The organism is Labrenzia sp. PHM005 (assembly GCF_006517275.1).
Classification (GTDB): domain Bacteria; phylum Pseudomonadota; class Alphaproteobacteria; order Rhizobiales; family Stappiaceae; genus Roseibium.
On the sequence record NZ_CP041191.1, the window covers coordinates 1,008,189 to 1,021,325 of the forward strand.

Annotated in this window: 16 protein-coding genes; 6 read left to right on the forward strand and 10 right to left on the reverse strand. The window is 55.7% G+C overall.

From position 1 onward, the window contains the following. The first annotated feature begins 47 nt into the window (after positions 1–47). Positions 48–1,205 (forward strand): Xaa-Pro peptidase family protein, encoded by a 1,158-nt coding sequence (locus tag FJ695_RS04400; protein WP_141184303.1) that lies wholly within the window; start codon positions 48–50, stop codon positions 1,203–1,205. Between the two features lie 28 nt (positions 1,206–1,233). On the opposite strand, the gene FJ695_RS04405 is transcribed toward FJ695_RS04400, so the two are convergent. Then, a complete protein-coding gene (locus FJ695_RS04405) occupies positions 1,234–2,139 on the reverse strand; it encodes a LysR family transcriptional regulator (RefSeq protein WP_141184304.1) in 906 nt (301 codons plus the stop codon). A 111-nt stretch (positions 2,140–2,250) separates the two neighbouring features. Here FJ695_RS04405 and FJ695_RS04410 point away from each other — a divergent pair, with 111 nt between their 5' ends. From FJ695_RS04410 to FJ695_RS04420, 3 genes are read left to right on the forward strand one after another with little or no spacing between them, the layout of a single operon-like run. After that, positions 2,251–2,553, forward strand: a complete 303-nt coding sequence (locus FJ695_RS04410) for a DUF1330 domain-containing protein (RefSeq protein ID WP_141184305.1) — start codon at positions 2,251–2,253, stop codon at positions 2,551–2,553. Between the two features lie 35 nt (positions 2,554–2,588). Beyond that, a complete protein-coding gene (locus FJ695_RS04415) occupies positions 2,589–3,557 on the forward strand; it encodes an LLM class oxidoreductase (RefSeq protein WP_141184306.1) in 969 nt (322 codons plus the stop codon). 8 nt (positions 3,558–3,565) lie between these two features. Continuing rightward, entirely contained in the window at positions 3,566–4,387 is an 822-nt protein-coding gene (locus FJ695_RS04420) for an SDR family NAD(P)-dependent oxidoreductase (protein ID WP_141184307.1), read from the forward strand. Between the two features lie 3 nt (positions 4,388–4,390). On the opposite strand, the gene FJ695_RS04425 is transcribed toward FJ695_RS04420, so the two are convergent. The 9 genes from FJ695_RS04425 to ispG form a co-directional block, all read right to left on the reverse strand. Continuing rightward, the gene (locus tag FJ695_RS04425) at positions 4,391–4,939 is read right to left on the reverse strand and encodes a thioredoxin family protein (RefSeq protein ID WP_141184308.1); all 549 of its coding nucleotides are present in this window, start codon (positions 4,937–4,939) and stop codon (positions 4,391–4,393) included. 29 nt (positions 4,940–4,968) lie between these two features. Continuing rightward, positions 4,969–5,775 carry a lytic transglycosylase domain-containing protein gene (locus tag FJ695_RS04430; RefSeq protein ID WP_141184309.1) on the reverse strand — a complete coding sequence of 269 codons (807 nt, stop codon included), beginning with the start codon at positions 5,773–5,775 and terminating at the stop codon, positions 4,969–4,971. A gap of 74 nt (positions 5,776–5,849) precedes the next feature. Further along, the gene (queF, locus tag FJ695_RS04435) at positions 5,850–6,317 is read right to left on the reverse strand and encodes a preQ(1) synthase (RefSeq protein WP_141184310.1); all 468 of its coding nucleotides are present in this window, start codon (positions 6,315–6,317) and stop codon (positions 5,850–5,852) included. A gap of 1 nt (position 6,318) precedes the next feature. Next, on the reverse strand, positions 6,319–7,047 hold the full coding sequence (queE, locus tag FJ695_RS04440) for a 7-carboxy-7-deazaguanine synthase QueE (RefSeq protein ID WP_141184311.1): 729 nt from the start codon (positions 7,045–7,047) through the stop codon (positions 6,319–6,321). After that, the gene (queD, locus tag FJ695_RS04445) at positions 7,044–7,430 is read right to left on the reverse strand and encodes a 6-carboxytetrahydropterin synthase QueD (RefSeq protein WP_141184312.1); all 387 of its coding nucleotides are present in this window, start codon (positions 7,428–7,430) and stop codon (positions 7,044–7,046) included. Before queD ends, queE begins: the two co-directional genes overlap by 4 nt. After that, on the reverse strand, positions 7,423–8,112 hold the full coding sequence (queC, locus tag FJ695_RS04450; RefSeq protein ID WP_141184313.1) for a 7-cyano-7-deazaguanine synthase QueC: 690 nt from the start codon (positions 8,110–8,112) through the stop codon (positions 7,423–7,425). The genes queD and queC overlap by 8 nt, the downstream gene beginning before the upstream one ends. 146 nt (positions 8,113–8,258) lie before the next feature. After that, a complete protein-coding gene (locus FJ695_RS04455) occupies positions 8,259–8,996 on the reverse strand; it encodes a DUF429 domain-containing protein (RefSeq protein WP_141184314.1) in 738 nt (245 codons plus the stop codon). Continuing rightward, positions 8,989–9,891, reverse strand: coding sequence for a pyridoxal kinase (pdxY, locus tag FJ695_RS04460; protein WP_141184315.1), 903 nt, complete (start codon positions 9,889–9,891; stop codon positions 8,989–8,991). The genes FJ695_RS04455 and pdxY overlap by 8 nt, the downstream gene beginning before the upstream one ends. A 21-nt stretch (positions 9,892–9,912) precedes the next feature. Beyond that, positions 9,913–11,175, reverse strand: a complete 1,263-nt coding sequence (ispG, locus tag FJ695_RS04465) for a flavodoxin-dependent (E)-4-hydroxy-3-methylbut-2-enyl-diphosphate synthase (RefSeq protein WP_141184316.1) — start codon at positions 11,173–11,175, stop codon at positions 9,913–9,915. Between the two features lie 226 nt (positions 11,176–11,401). Here ispG and FJ695_RS04470 point away from each other — a divergent pair, with 226 nt between their 5' ends. Both FJ695_RS04470 and FJ695_RS04475 read left to right on the forward strand, forming a co-directional pair. Then, the gene (locus FJ695_RS04470; RefSeq protein ID WP_141184317.1) at positions 11,402–12,145 is read left to right on the forward strand and encodes a hypothetical protein; all 744 of its coding nucleotides are present in this window, start codon (positions 11,402–11,404) and stop codon (positions 12,143–12,145) included. A 55-nt stretch (positions 12,146–12,200) separates the two neighbouring features. After that, on the forward strand, positions 12,201–13,100 hold the full coding sequence (locus tag FJ695_RS04475) for a 4-hydroxy-3-methylbut-2-en-1-yl diphosphate synthase (protein WP_141184318.1): 900 nt from the start codon (positions 12,201–12,203) through the stop codon (positions 13,098–13,100). Positions 13,101–13,137 lie beyond the last annotated feature (37 nt).

Consider the following 13,137-nt stretch of genomic DNA (forward strand, 5'->3'; position numbering starts at 1 on the left):
TGGGCATCCTCCAGTCGCTAGACCTTGTAGCGCTGGAGGATACCAGAATGCTGGAGGAAGCAGTTGCCCGAACCACGGTTCTTCAATCCCGCATGGCGGACCTTGGCATTCACCACGCCGTATTCACCTCCGAAAGTGCTATCGCTTATCTTGCCGGGTTCTGGGGGTACCTGGGCATTGAATTCGGCCGCCCGACTTTGCTTGTTGTGCCATCTGATGCGACACCGATTGTCATTACACCGCTGATGGAAAACGAGATGGTGCGGGAAATGACCTGGATAGATGACGTCCGTACCTGGGAAGACACTGGATCACGTAGCTGGACAAAAGCACTTGCCGATGTGCTGCCAGAAAAACCTCCTGCGATCTGGGTGGAGGCGCTGGATTTGCCAGCCCGAGTAAGGACGTTTTTCGATGATCAATTTCCGGCGATACCGCTGCGCGATATTGGGCCGGTTTTGGGCGTCCAGCGGATGATCAAGTCACCCCTTGAAATTGAGGTGATGAAACAGGCTGGTGAAATTGCGGGCGCCATGATGCACGCAGCGCATGCGTCTTTGCACGCCGGCGCGCGGGAATATGAAAGCGCACTGGCCGTGATCGAGGCGGGCACACGGAAAGCGGCAGGGTTTCTGACAGATCGCGGTTGGGAGCGGTTTATCTCACCTATGATCCACGACCTGCAGATCCTGCAAAGCGGGAAAAACACCTCAATGGTTCATGGCCGGGCATCGGTCAAAGCGTATGAGCGTGGCAATCCGGTGTATTTCTGTTTTTGCAATATGGCACAGTTCAAGCAGTACAAGCTCGGATTTGACCGCATGTTTCATATTGCAGAAGCCACCGATGGCGCAGTCCGGGTTCAACAAGCAGCGATCGATGCGCAGCAAGCGGCTCTGGCAGCGATCAGGCCAGGGGTCCAGGCTCAGGACGTCGCGGCCGCGGCCAATGAGATTTATGCAGAACGGGGATATGTAACCGGATATCGCACAGGCCGCTCCATCGGTGTTGCCTACCTGGAAGCCCCGGAATTAAAGGCAGGCGATCAAACAATCCTAAAACCCGGCATGACCTTTGCCGTTGACGGCGGCATATCAGTAGAAGGCGAATCTGCCGGTCGGATTGGTGACAGCATCGTCGTGACGGAGACGGGCTTCGACTATCTCACAAACTATCCGCGTCATGTGATGGTCACTGACAGTTGACCAAACTGCCCTGATGTTACTGACAAATCTAATCCAGCCATGCTGGCGAACCGGCGATCTTTTCAAGAAGGAAATCGATGAAAACCCGCACCTTTGCGGTTAAGACGTTGGACTTGGGATAGAGCAGCCACAATACGGTTGGATCATCAACGATGTAGCCCGGCAAGACCCGGGCAAGTAATCCCGACTTCAGCTCTTGATGCACACTCCAAAGTGAATTGGCGGAGATACCAGCGCCGGCAACGGTCGCCAATTTCTGACTAAGACCGTTGTTCATCATCAGGCGGGTATTGCTGCCCCGTGTGTCGAAGACACCTTCGGCATTGTCCGGTCCGAGCAAGCGCTTTGAATTGCGGATGCCAAAGCCAATCAGTTGGTGGTGGTCAAGGTCTGTTGGTGTTTCCGGAACGCCGGCCTTTGCCAGATAATCGGGTGATGCGCACAGGATCCGGGTATCGTCGGCCAGTTTTCGTCCTTTGAGGCTGGTGTCTTCAATAGGCGCATTGCGCAAGGCGAGATCGAAGCTGCCCTCAATCAAGTCATACTTGGCATCGGACAAACGCAGATCGAGGCGAATGCCGGGATACCGCTCCAGAAATTCTGGCAGCAAAGGCACAATATAAAGCTGGGCGAAGGTGCTGGGAGCGGTAAAGCGCAAGGTGCCGGTCGCATCCGGTTTTCCGTAGCCAAGCGCCGCCCGGGCAGCCTCCTCCTGGGCCAGTATTTCCTTCGCATAGGGCAGAAATTCTGCGCCTTCTTGCGACAGAGAAACTTTTCGGGTCGACCGGTGCAGGAGATCAGCGCCAAGCGCTCGTTCCAGTTTGGCAAGGCGTGCGCTTGCGATCGACGGAGCTAACCCCAAAACCTTGCCGGCTGCGCTGATATTGTTTTTTTCCGCTGCCAGTACAAACAAGCGCAAGCACTCAGTATCCATCCAATTATCCTGAAAATCAGAATACTGAAGTCATTAATACCTAGTTTATATCAAAATCAAAAGAAATATCTTGAGCTCACCGAACACAAATCCGCTCAGGAGGTGATGGATATGAGTTTCTATTCCGTTTTGGCCGTAACCCCGACAACCGATGCATGGGTTGCCGACTACATCGGCCCAGCGAACAAATTGGTCGCCAAACATGGCGGTAGATACCTTGCCCGCACCGCAACTCATGAACAAGTTGAGGGAACAGAAGATCCTGCGGCGTTGCGGATCATTCTTGAATGGCCGTCCCGGGCGGCCGCCCTCGCCTTCATGAACGATCCTGAATACGTGCCACACTTGGAAGCGCGGACAAACGGATCAAAAAGCTTCCATTATTTGATCGAAGGAAAAGACGATCTCGCCTGAGATCTCAACTGTTCCATCATAGCTGGGTGCAAATCATGCTGAAGACGACCCATGACCGCGGATTTCGATCTCTGAACACGGCTTATAATCAAGTGTTTAAAGCGAACCGCTTGAGCCTTGGTCTGGTTTTGCCGATTGAGAACTACGGGATGAACCCGGTTCCAAGCATGACAATGCATCTTGAACGCGTCCGGCTGGCCGAGCGGCTCGGATTCGCTGCCATCTGGCTTCGCGATGTGCCGTTTAATGTGCCGTCTTTTGGCGATGCAGGGCAGTGCTTTGATCCGTTCGTCTATCTTGGGTACTTGGCCGCTGCGACGGATCGGATCGCATTGGGCGTCGCCAGCATCATTTTGCCGCTGCGCCATCCAGCTCATGTCGCAAAAGCGGCGGCGAGCGCCGATGTGCTGTCAGGCGGCCGGATGTTGTTGGGCATTGCATCTGGTGACCGGCCGGAAGAGTTTCCGGCACTCAACGTTCCATTCACAGACCGCGGGGCGGCCTTTCGGGAAAGCTACGATTACATCCGCAGGATGGGAGAGCATGCGCCCAGCTTTGAAAACAGGTTCGGTACACCTGGCGGCGATATTGATATGTTGCCTAAGCCTGTAGCCGGGCAATTGCCGATGCTGGTAACTGGCGGCAGTCAGCAAGATCCGGATTGGATTGCGCAAAATGCTGACGGTTGGATGACTTATCCCCGCAACATTCGGCAACAAGCCGAAGCAATTGAAGCGTATAGAGCACGGATCGAAGCCTCCTGCGAGCCGGACAAACCAGTGATGCAGCCTCTGTATGTTGATCTGCAAGACAACCCTGATGCGCCCGCGCGGCCAATTCACCTTGGTTTCAGCGCTGGAATACACGCTCTTCGGGCCTATCTGAAGTCCGTTGAGGCGGTTGGTGTAAACCATGTTGGTCTCAACCTGCGTTTTAACCAGGCAGATACCGAAACCACCTTGAAACGATTGGCGGATGAATTGCTGCCCGATTTTCAGTCATGAGGATCCCCATGCAAAAAACTATTCTCATAACCGGTGCCACCGATGGGATCGGACTTGAAACTGCCAGGCTACTCGTTGCCGGTGGTCATAAGGTGCTCCTTCATGGGCGCAATTCAGACAAATTAGCAAAGGTTGACAAGGATCTGAGCGCTTTGTCTGACGCAGGCCCCATCGAAACATATGTGGCTGATCTTTCAGATCTGGCACAGGTCGGCGTCCTCGCGGGGGAAATCGCCAGCCGGAACGACCAGCTGGATGTCCTGATCAACAATGCAGGCGTTTATCGCACCAATCAGCCATTGACCGATAACGGTATGGATGTACGTTTTGTGGTCAATACGATTGCGCCATATTTGTTAACGAGAAAACTGCTGCCGCTGATGTCTTCTTGCGGGCGGATCATAAACTTGTCGTCCGCAGCCCAAGCCCCAGTGAATCTTGATGCGCTTTCAGGCCGCCGTCAGGTTGCCGATATGGAAGCCTATGCACAGAGCAAACTCGCCATCACCATGTGGACGAGAGAACTTGCAAAAGAACTTGGTTCCAATGGCCCGGATGTTCTGGCCATTAATCCGGGATCTTTGCTTGCAACCAAGATGGTCAAGGAAGGATTTGGCGTCTCCGGCAATGATATCGGGATAGGCGCGGATATTCTGGTGCGGGCCGCCTTGTCAGAAGAGTTTGCCGGACGGTCGGGAAGCTACTTTGACAATGATTCCGGTCGGTTTTCTGATCCGCACCCAGCTGCTTTGAATGGACAGAAATCAGAAGATCTTGTGGCGACGATAAAGGCGTTGGTCGATGATTTGGTGATTGGCTCGCCTCAATGAATCTCAGGCCCACTTGATCGAGCATCCCATGGACGGGATTTGGTCCTTCGGTCCATTTCCCGTCTCGCCGATCAAACGCATGGCGGTCAGAAGCTCAGGCGACCGATTTGACGCATCTCCCATGCGGGCATCATCCAGACGCCCCCGGTATTGCAACTCACCTTCGGCGTTTAACCCGAAAAAGTCTGGGGTGCATACCGCACCATAAGCCTTGGCGACACTCTGGTCCTCGTCGATCAGATAGGGAAAAGAAAAGTCATGTTCCGCAGCGAAGCGGACCATGTTTTCAGGGCTGTCGTCTGGGGATGCCCGGTAATCATTGGACATGACAGCCAGAACTCCAAACCCGTCCGCCTGCAAAGCTTTGGCGTCGCTGGCCAGCCGCCCGGCAATTGCTTTGACATAGGGGCAATGATTGCAGATGAAGGCTATCAAAAGGCCTTTCTCCCCGGCTTGGTCCGACATGGTGATCGCCGTTCCTTGCGGATCCTTGAGAGTGAAGTCAGGGGCCTTCCAGCCGAAATCACATAGAGGCGTATCAAGTGCGGGCATCGCTGTCCCTTTCCAAGTCCTGAAGGAAGTCAGTTGCCGATTTTTTCGGCCATCACCGAAATGGTTTGAACGTACACACTTGCCTTGTTCCATTTCTTCAAAACATTGTAGTTCGCCGTACCCGGCCCCCAGCTTTGTCCGCGGCGCCAACCTTTTTTGGCTAGGTAGTTGGCAGTAGAGCCAAGCACGTCGGGCACGGAGCGGATGAGATCCCGACGGCCGTTGCCGTCATAGTCGATGGCGTATTTCATATAGGATGAGGCCAGAAACTGCGTCTGCCCGATTTCTCCAGCCCAGGCTCCGCGCATTTCAGACGGCTTCATGTCACCGCGCTGAACGATATGAAGGGCCGCGATCAATTCATTTGAGAAGAACTGTGACCGGCGGCAATCGTAGGCAAGGGTTGCCAGCGAGCGCATCACCGACATATTGCCGATGTAACCGCCATAATTGGTTTCAAGACCCCAGATCGCCAGAATGACCGGAGCCGGTACACCAAACTGTTTTTCAATCCGCCGGAAAATCCGGCCATAGGTTTGGCCCAGTTTCTGACCACGCCGGATCATCGCGTTGTTGACCCGCTTGGCGTAGAATTGTTTGAAGCTCAGCTTGAAAGACTTTTGGTTGCGATCAAGGCGGATGACCTTGGAATTGTAAGTCACGCCGCTCAGTGCCGATTTGGCCACTCTCGCCTTGATACCATACCGCTGAGAATTGGTGATTAGGTTATCGCGCCATTCGTTAAAACCGGCGGAACTGTTGCCGCACTTGGCATGGACGGCGGTTGTTGCAGATAGAATAAGTGTTGCGGCAAAAAAGAGTCGAAGCGGGCGCATGAAATTCTCCCAAACCAGATAGGCCTGAGAAAACGCTAACACACCCGCTCTATTTCCCTAAGGGCAGCTTTTGATTATCCACGCCCCCGGTATGGCTGAACGCCCTGCTCGGGGATCCAGACGCCTTCCGGAGCTGGTCCGGTCTGATAAAAAACGTCGATCGGGATGCCGCCGCGCGGGAACCAGTAACCGCCAATCCGCAGCCATTCCGGATCGAGCAGATCAACCAGGCGTTTGCCGATGGAGACGGTGCAGTCTTCGTGGAAGGCGCCGTGGTTGCGGAAGGAGCCGAGGAACAGCTTCAGCGATTTGCTTTCAACCAGAAACGCATTCGGCACATAATCGATCACAAGGTGGGCAAAATCAGGCGCGCCCGTGATCGGGCACAGGGACGTGAATTCCGGCGCAACAAAGCGGACCATGTATTTGGTGCCAGCCTGCGGGTTCGGAACTTTTTCAAGAACCGCCGTGTCCGGATCATCGGGCAGCTCGGTGGATGCGCCGAGCTGGGTGAGATTTTCGTAAATACTGTTGTTGCTCATCTCAAACGCCTCTCAAGTTGCCCCAGATCAGGGTGTGGAGCTGCGGCAGAACCGTCGGGGTGAACCAGCGGTCGCTGGAGACCTTGTCTATCAGCCAGCGCATGCGCTCCATGATGCCGTTGATGTCGATCGGATCATCGGTTGCTGTCGGGCTTGGCGGCGTGTGATTGCCGGGCTGCAGGTAGAGCGGCAGCTCGGGATAACGGGTTGCCAGATCCCGGGCATAGGCATAGTCCGCGTCATCGAAGATCACGGTTTTCAGCACTGTCTGTGTTTCAGGGCCAGCCGCCTCAACACATTCCGCAAGTTTTTGCCAATCGGTCTCCATGCCGCTGGACGGCGGTTTGGGGCTCAATGTCAGGACATCGAGTGCCGCAAACCAGTCCTTGGCGATGCTGCCCTGGGTTTCTAGAGCAAACCGGTAGCCGTCCCGCTTGCCCAGTTCAATCAAGGAACCAAGCGGCTGGATCGCCGGATTGCCGCCGGAGAGCGATATCATCAGCGGTTTGCCGCCGCTCAGGATGTCGATTTGCATCAAGATCGCCTGCGGTGTCATCGGGTGCCATTCGTCCCGGTAGGCGCTGTCGACGGCGTGCAGCGTATCGCACCAGGTACAGCGGTAATCGCAACCGCCAGTGCGCACAAAAATGGTTGGCTGACCGATCAGGGTGCCCTCACCCTGGATCGTCGGGCCGAAGATTTCATTGATGCGGATGGTGCCGATGGTCATGACCAAGCCTCCACAGGAACGTAGGAAATTGGCCGGTATTCGGCGCAAGTTTTTGGGGTTTCCCGAACACGGACCGCAGTCGTTTCGGCCCATTTTGCCGCACACCAGTCAAAGAGGTGTTTGGCTATCCGTTCGGCGGTTACACAGTCATCCCCCAAAACGTCGTTAAGATGCCGGTGATCGAGCGTGTCATCGATGTAGGTTTTCAGCGCTTTCAGCTCGTTATAGTCGCGCACAAAACCCACTTGGTTCAGCTCTTCCGACATCAGTTCCACTTCAACAATGTAGTTGTGTCCGTGGAACCGGGCGCAGGGGTGATCGTCAGGCAGGCCCATGAGCTGATGGGACGCGGAGAAGTGAAACTCCTTGGTGATCCTAAACATCACATGCTCCCTTCCAGAAATCGGGATCCGCATAGGTGGTCGGATCGTCGACCTTGGCCAGATGGAAGGCTTCCCGCCGTTCGACACAGGTGCCGCATCGCCCGCAATGGATCTCGCCGCCCTTGTAGCAAGACCAGGATTTGGTGTGGTCCACGCCGAGCCGCGCGCCCTCGGCGGCTATATCAGCTTTGCTGAGATGCACATACGGCGTGTAGAGCTTGATCTCGCCCATGCCTTCCAACGCATGGCGTTGCATGACTTCAAAGCTCTCGGTGAAGGCCGGTCGGCAATCCGGGTAGATGAAATGATCGCCGCCATGGACAGCCGTTGCGACAGCTTCTGCACCCCGGGCCGAAGCAATGCCATAGGCAATGGTCAGCATGATCGCGTTGCGGTTCGGCACAACGGTGATCTTCATGGTGTCTTCGGCGTAGTGCCCATCGGGCACATCGATATCATCGGTGAGCGCCGAGCCGGAGAGCTGGCGGCCGATATCGGAGATATCGATCAGGATATGTTCGGTGTTGAGCGTTTCGGCACAGGATTTCGCATAATCCAGTTCCTTCTTGTGGCGCTGGCCATAGTCGAAGGAAAGGAGGCCGATCAGCTCGTTTTCTTGCGCAACCTTGTGCGCAAGGGTGACGGAATCCATTCCGCCGGAACAGATGACAAGTGTTTTCAACGTTTGGTCCCTTGTTTTCGCTGTGGACGTTCGTTGAAACGCCCGTCACCGGGTAGGCTGCGACCGGTGGCTCACCATCACGGCAAGCGGCGCGCCTTATAACAGGCTTTTGCAAAAAGGGAAGGATTTTTGCGGGGTTTAGGACTTCACGCCCAGATCGCCATGCGGAGTCCCTTGCCGTCGCGCAGATAGTTTGCCGGGAAGGGTCTGGCCTCACCAAGCAAGATCCGTTCGGCAATCAGGCTGTTGGCGGCGGCATCCAGAAGATCGTCGCGGCCACAGCCTTTGGGTGGTTTTTGATTTAGAAAATCCTTCGGCAGGCCTTTGGAGACCAGAAGATCCCGGCGCTGGTCGAGACCGTCAGGATTGGCCCGGCTCTTTACCTTCTTCGGCAAGCTCATCTCGGCTTCGCCGTTGAGCCGCCAGAAGGCCAGTTCTGGATGAACTTCATAGATGCGGCTTTCAAGCTCCGGCGTCATCAAAGCGTCGATTTCCCGGATTTTGGGGAACAGATAAAAGCACTGCTTGGAGACTTTCCGGGGCGGCTGGGACGTGCGGAGTGAGATTGCGCAAGAGGCTTGGTAGTCCGTTTCATACACCGAAGTACGCGATGGCACCGAGAACACCGAAGACTGACGCATACCGAGATGTTTGCGGACCGCTTTTTCCGCACCGCGCCCATTGGGCCCGAGCATATCGGGCAAGCCGATCGGCATATCGACGGCAATGATCTTGAGCTCGGGCTGATACCTCAGCAGATCAGAAAACTCCGAGAAGAGGCGGAGTTTCAGGTTTTCAGCATCATTCAAGTTCCGTAGAACAGCGATCCAACCAGCCTTACAGCCGTCGACCCCGGCAACCCAAATTGGCGCGCCCTCAGGCACGAGCCCTTGCTTCCATCACCCGGCGTGTGTTGACCAAGGCCAGAGCCTGCACCACCGACTGCTGTTCTTCTGCAAACAGCAATTCATCCGCACCTTTTTTGACGCTTCTTGCGACCAGCTCAAAGACAGATGCGGAAGCGCGTTTCAGGGCTTCCTCATCGTCCAAACCTGCAAGGTGTCCGGCGAGGAACAACCCGGCCATCAGATCGCCCGTTCCGTGAGGTGGATTGGGAATGGCGGCATGTTCGGCAGCAACGGCACCCTTCGACCCTACCAGCAAATTGGCGATCGCATTACGCCGCAGCGCGGGGGACGACGTCACCAGCACCCGTTCGTTGCCCAGAGAGCGGGCTGCCGATAGGGTCTCCAGCTCACTGGTCACCTCCCGGCCGGTCAACCAGCCAAGCTCGAAGGCATTGGGTGTGACGATATCTGCCAGCGGCACAAGATCATCCCGGATCGCCTGTGCAGTGGCCTTAGGCACATAAAGCCCGCCGCCTGAAGCGCTCGTATGATCCCCAAGAACCGGATCGCACAAATACGGCGCGTCCGGATTAACCGCCTTCACAGCCTTGACCAGTTTGGCAATGGCATTGGCCTGCTCCGGGGCTCCGAGATACCCGGTTATGATCCCGCCGAGCTGGCCAAGTTTGCCGGAAGTAGTTAAATCTTCAGCAATCGCGTCAAAATCTGCTGTCGGCGGAACAATGCGCGTTGCCATTCCGTGGCCGGGATGCCAGGGCAACAGGATGGTGGGCAGGAACCAGACAACATGGCCGATCCGCTCCAGCGCAAAGGTCAGCCCCCGGCCAGAAATTCCGCCGCGCACCACTTGCGAAGTAATGACGAGGATCGGCTTTTTCACAGGCTCGGATCCGCCATGCGGCTGCATCATAGCAATCTCTTTCGGACTAAATCATTCGGCCGCGTCCGGCGTGGACGTTTTGCCAGTGCCATAGCGTTTTTCGATGTAATCGAGAACCATCTGCTTGAAGTCATCCGCGATGCCCTCACCGCGCAAGGTGGTGGCCTTTTCGCCGTCAATGAAAACAGGTGCGGACGGTGTTTCGCCAGTGCCAGGCAGGGAAATGCCGATGTCGGCATGTTTGGATTCACCCGGTCCGTTGACGATACAGCCCATGACCGCGACGTTCAGGGCTTCAACACCCGGATACTGCTCCCGCCATTTCGGCATGGAGTCGCGGATGTGATCCTGAATGTCTTGTGCCAGTTCCTGGAAGACAGTGGAAGTCGTCCGACCGCAGCCCGGACAGGCAGCCACCACCGGTACAAAGGCTCGGAACCCCATGACTTGAAGAAGTTCCTGGGCCACGTGCACTTCCCGGGTGCGGTCACCGCCTGGTTCCGGGGTCAAAGACACGCGGATGGTATCGCCAATGCCCTGCTGCAGTAAGATGCCCATGGACGCCGCGGAAGAGACGATGCCTTTGGTTCCCATACCGGCTTCGGTGAGGCCGAGGTGAAGCGCGTAGTCACAACGGCGGGCGAGATCTGCATATACGGCGATCAGATCCTGCACCTGGCTGACTTTTGCGGACAGGATGATCTTGTCCCGGCCCATGCCAAGGTCTTCGGCGCGCTGCGCAGACAGCAAACCGGACTGGATGATGGCTTCGCGCATGACCGCGCTGGCGGAGACAGGCGTGGCGCTCTCTGCGTTTTCATCCATCAGTTTGGTCAGAAGTTCCTGATCCAGAGAGCCCCAATTAACGCCGATGCGCACAGCTTTGTCGTGTTTTTGCGCGATATCGATGATTTGGGAAAATTGCGTGTCGCGTTTGGCCTTGAAGCCGACATTACCCGGATTGATCCGGTATTTATCGAGGGCTGCAGCGCAGTCCGGATAATCGGTGAGCAGCTTGTGGCCGATATAGTGAAAGTCGCCGACCAGCGGCACGGTCACCCCGATCCGCTCCAGCCGTTCCTTGATGTAAGGCACTTGGGCGGCCGCTTCGGCTCGGTCGACCGTGATACGAACGACTTCGGATCCGGCCCGCGCAAGGGCAGACACCTGCGCAACCGTTGCATCGGCATCCGCCGTGTCGGTGTTGGTCATGGATTGAACGACGATCGGCGCATCACCGCCCACCATGACGGAACCAACCTTCACGCCCACGGATTTGCGGCGGGGCAGTTGTTTTGCGAAATCATCAATCATGGCGGATTTGACCGGTTATCTATCTTAAGCTCCCATATGTGGAAGCGACCCTTGAATTTCCAGCGCATCAATAGGGGCTCTTCTGAAAAAGGGCAATGGCAGCGGGCGGCTTTGCCATATCGATCAAGCAATGGCCAGCCTTGCGTCAGGTTTGCCAGGCACTTATGACGAGTGCAGGTAGTGGCGGCTGATTGCACACCAGATATCTGAATAAGGCTCAGAACACATGTTGAAACGTTTGCTGGGTGACAGCGTCGCTCTTGTCTTTGGTAATCTCGAAACCGTCTTCAAGGTTTGCGGCGCCTGGTTCGTCGTTCAGATGATCGTCTTTGGGGCTGTAGCTGCCTTGGGGCTCCAAGGAACAGCGGCATTTGTTTTCGGATTGATACCAATTCTGATTGTGTCCTTGGCGGCCTCTGCCAGCATTGCTGTTGCCTGGCATAGGTTCGGCCTTCTCAGTGAATACCCAGGCTCAATTCATCTCAAATTGGGGCCACTAGAAGCCCGCTTTATTCTGAAGTCCCTGATGCTGACCTTGATGATGCTGGCTTGCGGGCTTGTACTCGGGATATTTCATGCGCTGACAGGGTCAGCCTCAGTGACCGGGGTGTTGGCAATCATTTTTTTGATCGTTGGATTGCCGGTTTTTCTTCGGTTCTCACTTATTTTGCCGGCCACGGCGGTTGATCACGACATTGGACTGGGCGATGCCTACCAGATGAGTGCAGGGCTGGGGTGGCGGATGTTTTGTGCGATTTTTTTGCTGTCGCTTCCGTTTGCACTGATCGGCGAAGCATTGGCTTATCTTTTGGAACTGTCAGAAGGCGGTCTACCGGTTGTTCTGATCCAATTGAAGGTCCTGATTTTGAATGTGCTCTCACAGATCATTCTAATGGTGTTGAGTATCTCAGTTCTCACAAGCGGTTTCCGGATTGCAATGGAGCGTGAAGCAACAATAGCTCAGGCCTAGCAGTTTCCGTGTGACTGACTATCTTGAGTAAGAACCGGCAATTCGGGGGTACGAGATGTTCATTACAGTGTTGGAACGGTCGCTGGCTTTAGCGCAGCACAATGTGGCGACACTGTTCAAAACTGGCTGGGCCTACATTCTTGTCCTGGTGGCACTCAATTTCTCGATTGGCTCGTCTCTAATGCCGGAGGAGGGCTTCAAGACCATCTCCTATATGACCGAACCAGTTGAAACTGTTGATGAAGGTGCGCTGCGGGCACTTGCCGGATTTGCCAATCTTCTGGTCGGTTTTTCCATTGCGATTGCCTTTGTGCGCCGGATCTTGATCGATGCCCGGGATTTCCCCCTCTATGTCGGGCCAAGGACGTTCAAAGTCATCATCAACCAGATCGTGTTGAACCTGATTGGCGGGCTGTCCTTGGTCCCATTGGCGATCCTCGCGACGATGCTGGCTGCGGTAACCGGTGGGTTCGGTCTCCTGGCATTTCTGGCCGCCCCTTTCATTGCCTTGATGGTGATGCAGAAATTCTCGCTTGTCCTCCCGGCCGCAGCGGTTGATGACCCTCTCACCTTCAAGGAAAGCTGGCGGGCCACCAACGGCCTGGGTTGGGCGATGGCCTTTGCGGCGCTGGTCATGAGCCTGCTGGCTGCAGTTCTGGTCGGCGCATGGGCGCTGTTTCTGAACCTCACAGAAATGGTTCTTGCGGCCGATGCGCTCTGGCAGCAGATCAGATCAGCGGTCTTTCCCATGGGCACCATGTTGATCCTTGTGTGGGTGTTCTCCAGTCTGCATGCCACTTTTTACGGCCTGATCCGCGAACGGTTTGCCACACGCATTGGATTGAAGGCCGAAGATCTCCAGCAGTTTGAGGAGACCCGGAGCGCAGCTGAGGTCCGGAACCGCTCCCGGGCGCGCAAAGCCTTGGCGGGTGCACGGCGGGTGCGCCGGCGCTGACGTGTAATTCAAACGGATCTGACGCCCAGTTGATCCT

What these genes read in the sequence shown, in the direction of transcription:
- FJ695_RS04400 (WP_141184303.1), top strand. Translation starts at nt 48, where the DNA reads ATGCTGGAGGAAGCAGTTGCCCGAACCACGGTTCTTCAATCCCGCATG.
- FJ695_RS04405 (WP_141184304.1), bottom strand. Translation starts at nt 2,139, where the DNA reads ATGGATACTGAGTGCTTGCGCTTGTTTGTACTGGCAGCGGAAAAAAAC.
- FJ695_RS04410 (WP_141184305.1), top strand. Translation starts at nt 2,251, where the DNA reads ATGAGTTTCTATTCCGTTTTGGCCGTAACCCCGACAACCGATGCATGG.
- FJ695_RS04415 (WP_141184306.1), top strand. Translation starts at nt 2,589, where the DNA reads ATGCTGAAGACGACCCATGACCGCGGATTTCGATCTCTGAACACGGCT.
- FJ695_RS04420 (WP_141184307.1), top strand. Translation starts at nt 3,566, where the DNA reads ATGCAAAAAACTATTCTCATAACCGGTGCCACCGATGGGATCGGACTT.
- FJ695_RS04425 (WP_141184308.1), bottom strand. Translation starts at nt 4,939, where the DNA reads ATGCCCGCACTTGATACGCCTCTATGTGATTTCGGCTGGAAGGCCCCT.
- FJ695_RS04430 (WP_141184309.1), bottom strand. Translation starts at nt 5,775, where the DNA reads ATGCGCCCGCTTCGACTCTTTTTTGCCGCAACACTTATTCTATCTGCA.
- queF (WP_141184310.1), bottom strand. Translation starts at nt 6,317, where the DNA reads ATGAGCAACAACAGTATTTACGAAAATCTCACCCAGCTCGGCGCATCC.
- queE (WP_141184311.1), bottom strand. Translation starts at nt 7,047, where the DNA reads ATGACCATCGGCACCATCCGCATCAATGAAATCTTCGGCCCGACGATC.
- queD (WP_141184312.1), bottom strand. Translation starts at nt 7,430, where the DNA reads ATGTTTAGGATCACCAAGGAGTTTCACTTCTCCGCGTCCCATCAGCTC.
- pdxY (WP_141184315.1), bottom strand. Translation starts at nt 9,891, where the DNA reads ATGATGCAGCCGCATGGCGGATCCGAGCCTGTGAAAAAGCCGATCCTC.
- ispG (WP_141184316.1), bottom strand. Translation starts at nt 11,175, where the DNA reads ATGATTGATGATTTCGCAAAACAACTGCCCCGCCGCAAATCCGTGGGC.
- FJ695_RS04470 (WP_141184317.1), top strand. Translation starts at nt 11,402, where the DNA reads ATGTTGAAACGTTTGCTGGGTGACAGCGTCGCTCTTGTCTTTGGTAAT.
- FJ695_RS04475 (WP_141184318.1), top strand. Translation starts at nt 12,201, where the DNA reads ATGTTCATTACAGTGTTGGAACGGTCGCTGGCTTTAGCGCAGCACAAT.